Raw genomic sequence first — 14,930 nt, forward strand, 5'->3', positions numbered from 1 at the left:
CCACGACAACATCATCGACCTATGCTGCGACGCCTGGAATAGACTGATCGATCAGCCGTGGCGCATCATGACTATCGGACGCCGCAAATGGGCACGTGGGTCGTAATCAATGCAGCTTGGTATAACATCAGCCGATCACCAGCATCCGGCTCCAAGGCAATGGTTGACTAGCTATCCAGGCTACCCGGATGGTAAGGGATCGAATGGACAAGGATATAAGCCAGCACCTTCGCGTGATTCCCGAGAGGCTATGCGGTTTCCCCAGAACCTCGCGCTGGCCGTCGCAGCGGCGGAAGAAACTCACCTCGCTTTAGTCGTCGTTGATGTAGCGCAAGTTGGAAATCCAGTCGTTTTTGCTGATGAGGCGTTCAGGGCCTTGACCGGCCTTGACGATTTTGGGCTCCTGCAAAATCCGTTCGATCTCTTGCTCAAAAAACTATCCGATCCACGCGATTTGACGAGTGTCGAAACGATCATGGATTTCGCAACTATTGGGTCTTGGCAGATCGCGTGTCGACACTCTGACTCAACTTCGTTTCCCGCGATCGTGTTCGGCAGCCCGCTGCGCAACGAGAGTGGCAAGATTTCGCATCGCATCTACGCATTTGTTAAAGTCGGCGGTCAAGTCAGCACCATGCACGACCAGCGTAATGAGTTTTATGCGCTGTACGATCAGGCTCCTGGTTTCATTGCGATGGCAGAAGGGCCCGAACACCGCTTTACGTTTGCAAACGCATCCTACAAAAAAATTCGTCGGTCGCAGCGAGTTGGTTGGCAATACGGTAGCAGAATCCATGCCTGAAATCGCCGATCAGGGTTTCGTCGCCGTACTGGATGAGGTGTACCGTTCTGGGAAGCCCTTTATCGGGCGCGACGTGGCGATGGAAATGCTCGATCGTGCCACCGGCATGACCACCGTTCGCTATTGCGATTTTATCTACCAGGCTGTGCGTAATATCGATGGCGTAATAATCGGCCTTTTTTGCGAGGGCTATGATGTCACCGAGCAACATGGATCGCGACCAAAGCCGAGCGGACGTGCCAGAGGAACAGGCCGCAGACGATGGCGACGACGATGAATTCCTCGATCAGCTTGTGGGTGAGGTTTTCAACCGCGCGGTCGATCAGCTGCGAACGATCGTAAGTGGTGACCAAGTCGACGCCGGGCGGCAGGCTCTTCCTCAGATCTGTGAGCTTGTCCTTGACCGCGGCGATCGTTTCGCGCGCGTTCTTGCCTGAACGCAGGATGACGACTCCACCGGCGACCTCGCCTTCGCCGTTATATTCAGCGATGCCGCGCCGCATCTCAGGGCCAATCTGGATCGTGGCGACATCACCCAGCGTCACCGGCACGCCGCCCGCAGCGGTTCTGAGCGGGATCGAGCGGAAGTCGTCGAGCGACTTCAGATAGCCCGAGGCGCGGACCATATATTCGGCCTCAGCCATCTCCAGTACCGAACCACCCGTCTCCTGGTTGGCCTTTTGAATGGCATCGACCGCCTGGGCGTGAATGACGCCGTAGGCGGCGCTCCTTCCTAAGCCCTTCGCGGTCGCCGGCAACCCGTCTGCGCTGCGCTTGCGGGTGCTCCACTTCGTTGTGCCCTGCGGTGCCTGCGCCCGCCGAGGCGGGCCTTTCCAGTCGCGTTTCGCCGCCCATCCCCGCTTTCCGGGGAGGCTCATGTTTGTGGATCGGCGTGCAAAAAGGCCCCCGTTAGCGGGGTGATCGGCGTCTAAAAGGGCCCCCTCATTTCGATGGTTTAAGTAGCTGGCTGGATTTTCAGGCGGCGAGATCGGGATGTTGGTTTTGGAGACAGTTTTACGGATCCGGCGTGAGTATGCCGGAGGCAAGGCGATCAAGGCGATCGCGCGGGATCTGCATGTGTCGCGGAAGGTCATCCGCAAAGCGGTCCGAGCGCCGGAGGGCGCCTTTGATTATCAGCGCAAGGTTCAGCCGCTGCCCAGGATCGGTCCGTTTCAGGATCGCCTGAACACGCTGCTGGAAGAGAACGAGCTGCGCGGCAGGCGTGACCGGCTGCGGATGACGCGGATCCATGACCTGCTGGTGCGCGAAGGCTTTGAGGGTTCTTACGATGCGGTGCGGTGCGGTGCGGTGCGGCGCTATGCGACGCGCTGGAAGATCGAGCGGCGCAAGGACGCTGGCGATGGCGTCACCGCCTTTATCCCGCTGATGTTCAGGCCGGGCGAGGCCTACCAGTTCGACTGGAGCCATGAAGATGTCGAGATCGCCGGGGCGCCGATGCGGGTGAAGGTCGCGCATATGTGCCTGTGCGCGTCACGTGGGGTCTATGTCCGGGCCTATCCTCGCGAGAGCCAGGAGATGCTGTTCGACGCGCATGCGCGCGGTTTTGCCTTCTTCGACGGCGTGCCAGGGCGCGGCATCTACGATAATATGAAGACGGCAGTGACGAGCGTGTTCATCGGCAAGGAACGTGTCTTCAACCGGCGGTTCCTGATCATGACCGACCATTATATGGTCGAGCCCACGGCCTGCTCGCCTGCGGCGGGATGGGAGAGCCGCAGGCCAACGCCCGCAGGGCGTAACGGTCAGGTCGAGAACCAGGTGCAGACGATCCGGGGTCGCTTCTTCCAGCCCCGGTTGCGGTTCGCCAGTCTCGAAGAGCTCAATGGCTGGCTGGAGGCCGAGTGTCGGCGCTGGGCGGAACGGCAGCCCCATCCTGAACAGGGCGAGCTGACCGTGGCGCAGGTGCTGGAGATCGAACGATCTGCGCTGCAGCCGATGCTAGGGCCGTGAGCCAAAATCTATTCGGGGCTTCAATGAGAGCGAGCATGCCGTGACCGGCACCTGCCTGATCAGCTTCGACCGCAACCGCTACTCGGTACTCTCGACGGTGGCGCGACGCACGGTGCAGGTCCGTGCCTATGCGACACGCATCGTGGTTCGCTGCGGTGATGAGGTGGTTGCCGAACATCCTCGCCACTTCGGGCGCAACCGCACGATCTATGACCCCTGGCATTATCTGCCGGTGCTGGCCCGCAAGCCCGGCGCGCTGCGGAACGGTGCCCCCTTCCAGGACTGGGATCTGCCACCAGCGCTTGCCCGCCTGCGCCGCAAGCTGGGTAATGGCGACTTGCCTGTCCTGAGCGGCTGGCTTGCCAGCCAGTCGAAGGGCCGACCGCCGGTTCGTTCGTGTGCTGTCGGCCGTGCTGACCGATGGCCTGGAGTCCGTCGAAGCCGCTGTGCGTGAGGCACTGGCGACGGGCACGGCGAGCGATGACCTGATCCTCAACATCCTGGCACGACGCCGGGAACCCCCGCGTCCGCTGACGATCATCACCTCCGAGGATAGCGCTTTGCGCCATCCCCCGATCGCACTGTGCCCGTTACGACCAACTGAGGACCTTCGATGCAGCGGCATGACATGATCGAGGCCATGCGGGGTCTGGGCCTCAAGGGCATGGCGGGCGCGTTCGACGATGCCGTCACCACCGGCCTTCAGCGCCAGCGCACCACCATGGAGATACTGACCGACCTCCTGCGAGCGGAGGCGACGCATCGTCATGCCGCGTCGATCCGATACCGGATGGCCGCTGCCAGGCTGCCAGTCGTGAAGGACATCGACGCCTTCCGGTTCGAGGGTACCCCGATCAACGAGGGACTGGTGCGTTCATTGCACAGCGGCGCGTTCCTGCCCGCACGGCGTAATATCGTCCTGGTCGGCGGAACAGGCACTGGAAAGACCCATCTTGCCATCGCCATCACCGCCAATGTCGTCCGTTCCGGTGCCCGAGGCCGCTACTTCAACACGGTCGATCTGGTGACCCGCTTCGAAGAGGAGGCCAGGATCGGCAAGAGTGGCGCTCTCGCCGCCCAGCTATCCCGTCTCGATCTGATCGTACTCGACGAACTGGGCTATCTGCCGTTCGCCCGATCAGGCCGCCAGTTGCTGTTCCACCTGATCAGCAAGCTTTACGAGCAGACCAGCGTCATCATCACCACCAACATGGCGTTCGGGGAATGGCCCACCGTGTTCGGCGATCCCAAGATGACCACCGCGCTCCTCGATCGGGTCACGCATCATTGCGACATTGTCGAGACCGGCAATGACAGCTGGCGCTTCAAAAACCGCAGCTGATCCGCCCTAGCAGCGATCAATTAAAAGATGCTTTGCGCTGCGCGCGCCTCCGGTCGGGCTACGCCCTCCCTACGCCGCGCGCAGCGCAGGGAAGCCCGTCACATCAACGTTCCGCCATCCTGACAGGGGGTCCCGTTTGCGCGCCAATTGACAGTCGATGGACTGAACCGCTATTATATTCCCGCGCGCGCCAGGCAGGCCCATTATGATGACCAGCACAAGAGCGCTCTGCGGGGTGACGATGTTTCGCTCTTCGAAGCGGTACAGGATTGGCTCGTCGAAAACCGGCCGCCACCGCTCGCAATCCTGGGCGGATACGGCGCCGGCAAGAGCAGTTTCGCCAAGCGACTGATGGCGGACCAGGCGAACAAGGCACTGAGCGATCCGACGGCCAGGCGTCCTGTATTGATAAAACTAGGCAACATCACCCGATCCAGCAGCCTCGACAGCCTGCTGGGTTCACTTTTCACATCTGAATATGTCGTACGTGGATACAGCTTTCCTCGGTTCAAGGAACTCAATGCGAAGGGCCGGCTACTGATCATCCTCGATGGGTTCGACGAAATGAAGCATGCGATGACCTGGACCGAGTTTCGAAACGAAATCCAGGAGCTCAATGCTCTCAACGATGGGGAATCGCGCGTCTTACTGCTTGGGCGGCCAACAGCCTTCACATCGGATGACGAGCATCTTGAAGTGCTCAGAGGCAGGCGCCGCATTGCTGGTGGAACAAGGCGCCTGCACGACTGGCCGGAGTTTCGCGAATATGACCTCGAACCATTCACCCGCGCAGAACGGATAAGGTTCGTCGAGCAGCTTCTTCTCTCCATAGAGCTTGATCGATGCGGCGAAGCGCTTAGCGATGCGCAAATCCTGTCGGTTGAAGGACGCGCACAGGAAGTGAATGCGCTCGCCGACCTAGAGGATGAGGTTTTCGGCAAGACGGTTCATGCCAAGATTCTCGTAGATCTTGCTGTAGACCCCGACTTCGATCCCGGTGCCTTCAAAGGAAATGTCACGCGTTGGAGCCTGTACTCGGAATTTTTTGCGATGTTGGCTCGACGGGAAACAAGCAAAGCAGCGCGTAGCCCGATCGAAGGCGAGCACCGCCTCGAGTTCCTTCGTCGGGTCGCCCTTTGGCTTTGGGAAGAGCGTGACGGCATGACGTCGTTTCGAGCGTCAGACATACCGACGCAGACATTCATGGACCTTCCCGACGGCGACGCGGACAATCCTGAAGAGAAGCGCCGGGAATATCTGGCAGGGGCGTTCCTCGAAAGAAAGGCGGCGGACACCTTCTTCTTTCCACATCGCTCCTTCGCCGAATTCCTGATCGCGGAACATCTCGTTCGCCATCGGCCAGCCTCGGGGCAGCACGAACATTACGACAAATTGATCCAGGGTGGCGTGGAGACATTCTTGCAGGACGCGCCTCCAGAAGCACGCGTCGGTGAATGGGGCATGTCGCTCAGCGCCAACTCAGGCATCCTGTCCATCGAGTATCTCATGTTCCTCGGCGCCGCTGCGGGTGGCCTCGACATCTTGGCCGAAGCCATGCCCAAGGAGTCGCCCTGGCAACCACTGGTCGGTGTATTCGCCTTGCCCGTTAACGCGGTCAACGAGCGTCGCGAGATTATTGCGAACACCATCGTGTCAGCACCCCTGGAGACTGTCGCCCTGCTCCTGTGCAGAATATCGCGCTATTGGGCGTTACTGAGCGAGCTCGATATGGCGCCAAAGGAAGATGTGCTCTGCGACTATAGTCAGGTCGTCGCCGCTGCTCTTATCACCAGGGGCATCGGCTTGTCCGGGAAGACAAGCCGATGCCCCGCCACACAGTTTCTGAAACCTCAGCCGAGTTCCTCCACATGGGGCGTGCAGCCATGAACCTTGACGTCAGCGAGGACAGCCGTGCGATTGTCTTCTCGTGGGTCCGGCTCGGGGAGGAAGCCGCTCGGATCGCCGACAGCACACATCTCTCGGTAGTAGGTAGCCCGACCATCGCAGGTGTCAGCGACCTTGGTGATGAGCGAATTGCCTATTTCACCGTGCGCAACATCATGCCGCCTAAGGATTCACAATTCTTCCATCAGATGGTCTTGAAGCGGGGATGGCTGAGCAACATGTCGATCGTAAGCAGACGTTGATTGCTGTCGTGGGTAATAGGCGGCTACCGACCGAGGCTGTGTAGAAACGCTCCCGAGGTGGAAGTCGCGCGGTAGGATCGGGAGGCCGCGGTGGCGGAATGTCGGCCTTCGCATCGGCCTTTCAGGTGCGGATCGCTGCGATGAGTGGCTGAATGCCCATGATCTGGATCATCCGCTTCATATTGTAGGCCAGCACGCACAAACTCATCTCGGTTCTGACGTTTTTGAGCGTCCTGGTCAGGAAGTGGGTGCTGCCCATCCAGGATTTGAGCGTGCCAAAGACATGTTCGATAGTCTGGCGTCGGATCCCCATGGCATTGGGTAACAGGTCCAATCGCTTCTGCATGGCATCGATCACCGCTTCATGCTTCCATCGTTTGACGCGCTTCACATATTCAGTGGTGCAGCGCGGTCGCAAAGCGCAGCTCTGGCAGGCGCTCAGGTTGCGGTAATGGTCGATGTCGCCGTGATGATCCAACCGCGGACGCGCCTTGGTCAGATATTCCCCTGCCGGGCAGGTATAATGGTCATGGTCGGCGTCGTACACGAAGCCGGCCTTGGTAAATAAACCGCGCTGCGCCTAGCCGGACGTGTCGGTTCTGGGCACGCAGGGTAAAATGCCGGTGCCTTCGCATTCCATTACCTGTTCGCCGTTCATATAGTCGCGATCCGCCAGGACGGTGATTTCAGGCGCGCCGATGGCGGCTTGCGCTTGCCGACCCATCGGCGCGAGCTGTGCCCGGTCATTGCCCTCGTTCACCACTTCATGCGCGACAAAGAGGTGGTATTCGGCATCCACTGCTGCCTGCAGGTTGTAGCCGACAATGCCAGTGCCGCGACCACTGCTGTTCATGGACCTGGCATCCGGATCGGTCAGCGACACCTGATGATCGGGCGCAGCCTCGACCTGTGCGGCCATTTCCTTCAAGAAACGCATCTGGCCGCGCAAGCCCGCGATCTTTTCTCGGATCTGATCAACCCGCGCTTGCGGAACGTCGCTGGCCTCACGATCGGCACGATCGAGGGCCGCAAGGTACCGCTCGATACTGGCCTCAACCTGTTCGATCCGCTTGGCCGCTATGTGTTTTGTGTAGTTGCGATCCCGGTTGTTCACGGCTTTGAACTTGCTGCCGTCGATCGCAACGGTTGCCTGTCCGAACAGCCTCAACTGTCGACACAGAGCCACAAACTGGCTGCACACCGCCCGGATCGCTGCACCATTATCCCGTCGAAAGTTGGCTATCATCTTGAAGTCCGGTGCCAATCGACCGGTCAGCCACATCAACTCGACATTGCGCTGCGCTTCACGCTCCAGTCGTCGGCTAGACTGGATCCGGTTCAGATAGCCGTAGCGGTAGATCTTGAGCATCGTCGAAGGATGATAGGCTGGGCGCCCGGTAGGCGCTGGGTTTGCCCCGGCAAAACCAACTGCCACCAGATCCAACTCGTCGATAAACGCCTCAACGACCCGAACCGGGTTATCTTCAGCTACATAATCATCGAGCGATGCCGGCAATAAAAAATCCTGTCGGCGGTCTTGTTCTTCCACGAAACGGCCCATCGGTAAGACTCCCGAGATCCCGGAAAACTCTACCACAAAACGGCGTTTTTACACAGCCTCGACCACACCCGGTCATTCGTCGGCAGGGTCGGCAACGTCTGCAATTGATAGGAGCCGTCGTTCCAGATTGCTAAGACCTCGCGAACCCTATTGAAATAATCACACCACAGAACATCTCGACGCAGCAAAAATCGCGGTGATGCAACCGGCCTGTTCAATTACCTGGGCTTTGGCACCGAAGCGCCAGCGGCAATGGGATTTGGCTCAGTAGGGACCTACGAGCTACACAGTCCGCAGCTCGGCTCAAAGACCTGCTGAAATATTAGAACCGGGCTTTGGCTCACATCAATCATTCGATTTAATCGAACGATGGGCCAAGTTTTATCAGACTGCGCAGCAAAACTCGATACCGCTAGACCCTCAATCACACCGGAACGAGCCGAGTGTACGAAATTCGATTGGAGACCGACATGACCATCAAAGCGACCCCGACCCCCGGCAAATCCCTGATCACGCCGACCGATCACACCCTCGTGATGATCGACTTCCAGTCGCAGATGGCCTTCGCCACCAAGTCGATTTCCACCGAGCTTCTGCGCAACAACGCAGCTCTGGTCGCCAACGCAGCCGCCGGCTTCAAGGTCTCCACCATCCTGACCACGGTCGCCGTCGACAGCTTCTCCGGCCCGATGTTCAGCGAGATCACCGACGCCTTTCCCGATCAGGCGCTGCTCGACCGCACATCGATGAATACTTGGGAAGACGCTGCCGTCATCGACGAGGTCAACCGCATCGGCAAGGAGCGCATCATTTTCGCGGGGCTGTGGACCTCGGTCTGCATCGTCGGCCCCGTCGCCTCGGCCATCGATCAGGGTTTCGACGTCTATTTCATCTCAGACGCCTGCGGCGACATCTCCGAAGAAGCCCATGAGCGCGCCGTCGAGCGGATGATCCAGCTGGGCGCCAAGCCGATGACCTCGCTCCAGTACCTCCTCGAGCTGCAGCGCGACTGGGCAAGGACTGAAACCTACGACATGACCACCGGCTTCGCGAAGAAGTGGGGTGGCGCCTATGGCCTGGGCATCACTTACGCCAAGACGATGTTCAACGCCTCCGAGGCGCATTGATCCAGCCCGGCGGCCGGGCATCCCCCCCCCCGGCCGCTTCTCCCCATCGTGCCAAGGATTTTCCCATGAGCAACTTCATCACCACCACGGACGGCGTCGACATCTTCTACAAGGATTGGGGCAACAAGGACGCCCAGCCCATCATGTTTCACCACGGGTGGCCGCTGTCGTCTGACGACTGGGATGCGCAGATGCTGTTCTTCCTGTCGAAGGGCTATCGCGTCGTCGCCCATGACCGTCGCGGCCACGGCCGCTCCGCCCAGGTCGATTTCGGCCACGACATGGATCATTATGCCGCCGACGCCGCTGCGCTCGTCGCGCATCTCGACCTCAAGAACGCCATTCATATCGGTCACTCCACCGGCGGCGGCGAAGTGGCGCGCTATGTCGCCCAATATGGCCAACCTCAGGGCCGCGTCGCCAAGGCGGTGCTCGTCAGCTCGGTGCCGCCCCTGATGGCGCAGACCGATACCAATCCCGACGGCCTGCCGATGGAGGTGTTCGACGGTATCCGGGCGGCACTGGCAGCGAACCGTGCGCAGATGTACCGCGATTTCCCCACCGGGCCATTTTACGGATTCAACCGCCCCGGCGCTACCGGCCTAGCCGGCGTGATCGACAATTGGTGGCGCCAGGGCATGATGGGCAGCGCGCTTGCCCATTATGAGGGGATCAAGGCCTTTTCGGAAACAGACCAGACCGAGGACCTCAAGGCGATCACGGTGCCCACGCTGGTCCTGCAGGGCGATGACGATCAGGTCGTGCCTTACAAGAATGCCGCAGTAATACAGGCCCAGCTGTTGCAGAACGCGACCTCAAAAATCTACGAGGGCTATTCGCACGGTATGCTGACCGTAAACGCCGACGTGCTGAACGCCGACATTCTCGCCTTCATCCAGGCTTAACCCCAGACAGCGCCGGAGAACGGACATGAAAGCCTACATCCTCTCCCTCGGCGCCGGCCTCATCGTCGGCATCGTCTACAGCCTGATGGGCGTCCGTTCTCCTGCGCCGCCAGTTATAGCCCTCGTCGGATTGGCCGGCATTCTGCTTGGAGAACAATTGATCCCGGTCGTCAAGCGGGTCGCCAGTCTGCCAGAACTGGCCCGGTTCGTCCGCCAGGACTGCGCCCATCATGTGCTGGGCGAGTTGCCGACCCATGGAAAGCGCGACGCATGATGACCCGCCGCCAGCTGCTCGCCAGCGCCGCCGCCACAACCGCCCTGACTGCACCTATGGAAAGTTTCGCCATGACCCAGACCGATCTCATCCTCACCAACGCCAAGGTCACGACGCTGGACCGGGAAAATCCGCAGGCACAGGCAGTGGCGATCCGTAGCGGCAAGTTCCTGGCCGTCGGCACAGAGCAGGAGGTGCGGGCCGCCGCCGCGCCCAACGCCCGTGTCGTGGATGCTGGCGGCCGCCGCCTGATCCCCGGCCTGATCGACAGCCACATCCATGTCATTCGCGGCGGCCTCAACTATAATATGGAATTGCGCTGGGAAGGCGTGCCGAGCCTCACCGAAGCGATGGCGATGCTCAAGCGGCAGGCCGAAAACACCCCGCCGCCCCAATGGGTGCGCGTCGTCGGCGGCTTCACCGAGCATCAGTTCGCCGAGAAGCGCCTGCCCACCATCGCCGAGATCAACGCCGCCGCCCCCGACACGCCCGTCTTCATCCTCCACCTTTACGACCGCGCCCTACTCAACGCAGCAGCACTACGGGCTGTGGGTTATACGAAGGACACGCCGAACCCGCCGGGCGGCGAGATTGTCCGCGACGCGCAGGGCAATCCCACGGGCCTACTGCTGGCCCAACCGAACGCAACGATCCTCTATGCTACGCTCGCCAAGGGACCGAAGCTGCCGCAGGACTATCAACTCAACAGCACGAAGCATTTCATGCGAGAACTCAATAGTCTGGGCGTTACCAGCGTGATCGACGCGGGCGGAGGCTCGCAAAACTATCCTGACGATTATGCGGTCATCGACAAGCTGCACAAGGATGGCGAGCTGACGCTGCGCATCGCTTACAACCTCTTCACCCAGAAACCGAAGGAAGAGCTAAAGGATTTCGCCAGCTGGTCGACACAGATCAAGCCGGGCGACGGCGACGACAGCTATCGTCACAATGGTGCGGGTGAGATGCTGGTCTATTCGGCCGCCGACTTTGAGGATTTCCGTATCGCTCGTCCCGACATGCCGGCAGAGATGGAGGGTGATCTCGAACCCGTCATCCGTTTGCTTGCCGAGCGCCGCTGGCCCTGGCGCCTGCACGCGACCTATGATCAGACGATCAGCCGCGCGCTCGACGTGTTCGAGAAGGTGAATAAGGATATTCCGCTTAAGGGCCTCAACTGGTTCTTCGACCACGCCGAGACGATCAGCGATCGCAATATCGACCGGATCGCGGCCTTGGGCGGCGGCATCGCGGTGCAGCACCGCATGGCTTTCCAGGGCGAGTATTTCGTCGAGCGCTATGGCGCGAAGGCCGCCGAAGCTACCCCGCCGATCAAGCGCATGATGGATGCGGGCATCCCCGTCGGCGCCGGCACCGATGCGACCCGCGTCGCCAGCTACAATCCTTGGGTATCGCTAAGCTGGCTGGTCACTTCCAAGACTGTGGGCGGCCTAACGCTCTATCCGGTGCGTAACCGTCTCGATCGCGAGACCGCGCTGCGGTTGTGGACGGAGAAGAACACATGGTTCTCGAATGAGGTCGGTAAGAAGGGGCAGATCAAGGCCGGGCAACTGGCGGACATAGCGCTTCTATCCGACGATTATTTCAGCGTGGCCGAAAGCGAGATTGCCCATCTTCGCTCTGTGCTGACCATATTGGGCGGCAAGATCGTCTATGGCGAGGGCGGTTTTGGTCCGCTCGCACCGCAAGCGCCGAAGGCGATGCCCGACTGGTCGCCTGTCGCGACGTTCGGCGGTCATTGGCGCCGGGACGAAACGGCCAAGAAGATGGCATCGGCCTGCGGCTGCGCCTCCTCCTGCAATGTCCATGGCCATGACCATGCGGCGGCGCTCGGCGCGAGCGTACCTGCTGCCGATGTCCAGAGTTTCTGGGGCGTCATGGGCTGCGGCTGCTGGGCTGTTTGATCCTAAGAGTGCGCCCTCCTAGCTAGAGGGGTGCTCTTCTTACGTTCGATAAACTGGAACGCACTCTCTGATTTTATGCGGATCGTTTGGATGGTCCCCGTCGCGTAGCACGGGCTTGCAACCTCATCGGAAGCCCAACGCCATTCAACCGGAGAAAAAAATGAACCGCATCGCCCTCCTGATGGCGACCGCCCTGGTCGCCATCAGTCCTGTCGCCGCGCCTGCGCAATCGAGCGCGCCAACGCAAAGTTCGGCCGACGACTTTTCCGTCGGCCCGCAATATGACACCACCCATGTCTATGTCGCGCCGGAAGATTTCGATCGCTTCGTTGCGAGTTTCAGCGCCACCTTCGGCGGCATGGCAAGCAAGCAGGGCGTTTTCCAAGTTACGCCGACGGACAGCAAAACGAAGTCGCAACTCGCGCTGACCCCCGCCGGCACCGTTTCCGTCTTCGGTTTCCTCACACCGATTCCCGTCCCGTTCGGTGCCGAACGCACCGGCTATCTCGTGACCGACCTCGACGCAGCGGTCGCTTCCGCGATGCGGCACGGCGCGACGCGGCTCATCACCAGCTTTCCCGATCCCATCGGCCGCGACGTGGTGGTGCAATGGGCCGGCGGTGTAAACATGCAGCTCTATTGGCACACCGCGAAGCCCAACTATCCTGCGCTCGTTACCGTACCGGAGAACCGCATTTACCTGACCGCCGATGCCGCCGACCAGTTCGTGAAGCAGTGGCGCGGCTTTGCCCATGCGACGGTCACCTCCGACGACAAGGCCGCACCGGGCGGAGAAATCGGTCAGTCGGGCAAGACCTATCGCCGCATTCGGATGACGTCGGGCTATGGTAAGATGAGCGTCATCGTGTCCGACGGTCAGCTTCCCTGGCCCTATGGTCGCGACATGACCGGATATGAGGTGGGCGATCTGCCCGCGACCCTCGCAAAGGCGACGGCAGCAGGTGTCGAGACGCTCGTCCCTGCCCATGTCGAGGGTGATCGCCAGACCGCGATCGTCCGCTTCCCCGGCGGCTACATCGCCGAAATTCACGCGCCGGTGAAGCCATGACCGGCGCGGATGAACCCCGATTCGTCGATGCGATCCTTAACTGGCGCCTCACATGGTTCCTGGCGCGTCTCGCGCTGGTCAGCGCCTATTTGCTGGGTGGCATCGTCAAGGCGACTGACTGGCCAGCGGCGGTCGCCGAACAGGCGCATTTCGGCATGAGCCCACCTGCCTTCTGGGCGGTATTGACTATCGGCGTAGAGCTGGTCGGGCCGATCCTGATCCTGACCGGCCGCTTCGTCTGGCTGGGCGCTGGGATGCTGGGCGTCTTCACGCTGCTGGCCGCCTTCACCGCCAATGCCTTCTGGACGATGCCAGCGGGGCAGGAACGCTTCATGGCGACAAATGCTTTCTTCGAGCATGTCGGGCTGATCGGCGGCTTCATACTGGTGGCGCTCATGTCCGCGCGGGAACGGCGACGTGCTTAGGATTCTCCTCGCCGCCGGGCTGCTGGCGGGGGCTGTCCCGGCCCCTGCCAGCGCCCAGCAGCGCGAGGCCTGGCAGGCCCCCACACTCAGCATCACGCGCTATGACGAGGACTGGTCCGATCTCGCCGATGCAGAGAAACGCGCGCATCATTGGACTGGTCCGCTCAAGCATATCCCGCTCGGCGACGATAGCTGGGTCACGACCGGCATCGAACTGCGCGCCCGCAGCGAGAATTATCAGAACAATCTCTGGGGCGGGGCGGACGCACCGGACGACAGCTATCTGTGGCTGCGCGCGCTCCCCTATGCCGATCTGCATGTTGGCAAGGTTCGGGCTTTCGTGCAGCCGATCCTGGCCTACGCGATCGGCGTATCGCCGTCCGCCAGCCCGATAGATCAGACGCGGGCCGATCTGCTTCAGGGGTTCGGCGAAGTCGATCTAGGCCCGGTCACCTTGCGCGCCGGTCGCCAGATGCTGTCGCTCGGCACGGAACGGCTGGTCGGCACTCGTTATGGCCCCAATGTTCCGCTCGCTTTCGATGGTGCGCGGGCGGACGTCACGATTGGTCGGGCCAAAATCAGTTTGCTGAACATGCGGCCCGTCCAGCCGGGCCCCGGCAGTTTCGACGACGCGACCTCCGACGCTAAGGCGCTGTGGGGTGCCTATACGACGCTGCCGGAGCTGGACATTTACTATCTGGGCTACCGCAACCGGCTTGCGCATTTTGGCGGACAGGCCGGGCGCGAAGTGCGGCATAGTATCGGCCTGCGCTCCCACGGGGCGCGTGGCGACTGGCACTGGAATGTCGAGGGGGCGGCACAATTCGGCCATTTCGAAGGACAGAGGATTTCGGCATGGACGCTGGGCACGGAGGTCGGCCACAGCTTTCCCACGCTACCCTTCGCGCCGGACGCTACCCTGCGGGTCAATGTCGTCAGTGGCGATAGCAAAGCGGGCGACGGCAAACTCGGCACGTTCAATGCGCTCTTCCCCAAGGGCAAATATTTCGGCGAGCTGTCTCCTGTCGGTCCGACCAACATTGTCAGCGTCAATCCGCGCGTCAGTGGTACTTTTGGTGGGGGCGTTTCGTTCAGCCTCGCCGCCATGGCTTATTGGCGGTACAGCATTGCGGACGGCGTCTACGACATTCCCGGCAATCTGATCCGCGAAGCAAATGGTAGCAAAGCACGCTTCATCGGAAAGGAGGCCGAAGCGACAATCGCCTGCCAGGCGACGCCCGAATGGGAGTTGTCGGCGTCGCTGTCCGCTTTTGCGCCAGGCGCGTTCATCAAGGAAACCGGTCCGGCAAAAACGATCACGATGCTAGGCCTGGAAAGCAACTTCCGCTTCTGATCCCATCGTTCCAATTTATCGAACGACA

Annotated in this window: 11 protein-coding genes and 3 pseudogenes; 12 read left to right on the forward strand and 2 right to left on the reverse strand. The window is 60.9% G+C overall.

What is annotated here, in order from left to right:
* The first annotated feature begins 250 nt into the window (after nucleotides 1-250).
* Nucleotides 251-802, forward strand: coding sequence for a hybrid sensor histidine kinase/response regulator (locus HHL08_RS19540; RefSeq protein ID WP_169574700.1), 552 nt, complete (start codon nucleotides 251-253; stop codon nucleotides 800-802).
* Between the two features lie 212 nt (nucleotides 803-1,014).
* On the opposite strand, the pseudogene HHL08_RS19545 reads toward HHL08_RS19540, so the two are convergent.
* Nucleotides 1,015-1,527 (reverse strand): annotated as a pseudogene (locus HHL08_RS19545) (efflux RND transporter permease subunit); the annotation flags it as partial.
* Nucleotides 1,528-1,795: 268 nt separating this feature from the next.
* On the opposite strand from HHL08_RS19545, the pseudogene istA reads away from it, so the two are divergent.
* The 4 genes and pseudogenes from istA to HHL08_RS19565 all read left to right on the forward strand — a co-directional run bounded on the left by istA (nucleotide 1,796) and on the right by HHL08_RS19565 (nucleotide 6,262).
* Nucleotides 1,796-3,400: pseudogene (istA, locus tag HHL08_RS19550) on the forward strand (IS21 family transposase).
* Nucleotides 3,387-4,115 (forward strand): IS21-like element helper ATPase IstB, encoded by a 729-nt coding sequence (gene istB, locus HHL08_RS19555; RefSeq protein WP_169574701.1) that lies wholly within the window; start codon nucleotides 3,387-3,389, stop codon nucleotides 4,113-4,115. The pseudogene istA and the gene istB overlap by 14 nt, the downstream one beginning before the upstream one ends.
* A 147-nt stretch (nucleotides 4,116-4,262) precedes the next feature.
* Complete coding sequence (locus HHL08_RS19560) at nucleotides 4,263-6,002, forward strand: NACHT domain-containing protein (protein ID WP_169574702.1); 1,740 nt, start codon at nucleotides 4,263-4,265, stop codon at nucleotides 6,000-6,002.
* Nucleotides 5,999-6,262 (forward strand): hypothetical protein, encoded by a 264-nt coding sequence (locus HHL08_RS19565; RefSeq protein ID WP_169574703.1) that lies wholly within the window; start codon nucleotides 5,999-6,001, stop codon nucleotides 6,260-6,262. Before HHL08_RS19560 ends, HHL08_RS19565 begins: the two co-directional genes overlap by 4 nt.
* A 121-nt stretch (nucleotides 6,263-6,383) precedes the next feature.
* Here HHL08_RS19565 and HHL08_RS19570 read toward each other — a convergent pair.
* A pseudogene (locus tag HHL08_RS19570) lies at nucleotides 6,384-7,823 on the reverse strand (IS1182 family transposase).
* A gap of 470 nt (nucleotides 7,824-8,293) precedes the next feature.
* Here HHL08_RS19570 and HHL08_RS19575 point away from each other — a divergent pair.
* The 7 genes from HHL08_RS19575 to HHL08_RS19605 all read left to right on the forward strand — a co-directional run bounded on the left by HHL08_RS19575 (nucleotide 8,294) and on the right by HHL08_RS19605 (nucleotide 14,902).
* Nucleotides 8,294-8,950 (forward strand): isochorismatase family protein, encoded by a 657-nt coding sequence (locus HHL08_RS19575; RefSeq protein ID WP_169574704.1) that lies wholly within the window; start codon nucleotides 8,294-8,296, stop codon nucleotides 8,948-8,950.
* A 65-nt stretch (nucleotides 8,951-9,015) separates the two neighbouring features.
* Nucleotides 9,016-9,855 (forward strand): alpha/beta fold hydrolase, encoded by an 840-nt coding sequence (locus tag HHL08_RS19580; RefSeq protein ID WP_169574705.1) that lies wholly within the window; start codon nucleotides 9,016-9,018, stop codon nucleotides 9,853-9,855.
* Between the two features lie 25 nt (nucleotides 9,856-9,880).
* Entirely contained in the window at nucleotides 9,881-10,129 is a 249-nt protein-coding gene (locus HHL08_RS19585) for a XapX domain-containing protein (RefSeq protein WP_169574706.1), read from the forward strand.
* Complete coding sequence (locus tag HHL08_RS19590) at nucleotides 10,126-12,054, forward strand: amidohydrolase (protein WP_169574707.1); 1,929 nt, start codon at nucleotides 10,126-10,128, stop codon at nucleotides 12,052-12,054. The genes HHL08_RS19585 and HHL08_RS19590 overlap by 4 nt, the downstream gene beginning before the upstream one ends.
* A gap of 160 nt (nucleotides 12,055-12,214) precedes the next feature.
* On the forward strand, nucleotides 12,215-13,123 hold the full coding sequence (locus HHL08_RS19595) for a glyoxalase (protein ID WP_169574708.1): 909 nt from the start codon (nucleotides 12,215-12,217) through the stop codon (nucleotides 13,121-13,123).
* On the forward strand, nucleotides 13,120-13,548 hold the full coding sequence (locus tag HHL08_RS19600; protein WP_169574709.1) for a DoxX family protein: 429 nt from the start codon (nucleotides 13,120-13,122) through the stop codon (nucleotides 13,546-13,548). The genes HHL08_RS19595 and HHL08_RS19600 overlap by 4 nt, the downstream gene beginning before the upstream one ends.
* Nucleotides 13,541-14,902 carry an alginate export family protein gene (locus HHL08_RS19605; protein WP_169574710.1) on the forward strand — a complete coding sequence of 454 codons (1,362 nt, stop codon included), beginning with the start codon at nucleotides 13,541-13,543 and terminating at the stop codon, nucleotides 14,900-14,902. Before HHL08_RS19600 ends, HHL08_RS19605 begins: the two co-directional genes overlap by 8 nt.
* The last annotated feature ends 28 nt before the right edge of the window (nucleotides 14,903-14,930 follow it).

This window comes from Sphingobium psychrophilum, assembly GCF_012927105.1.
Classification (GTDB): domain Bacteria; phylum Pseudomonadota; class Alphaproteobacteria; order Sphingomonadales; family Sphingomonadaceae; genus Sphingobium; species Sphingobium psychrophilum.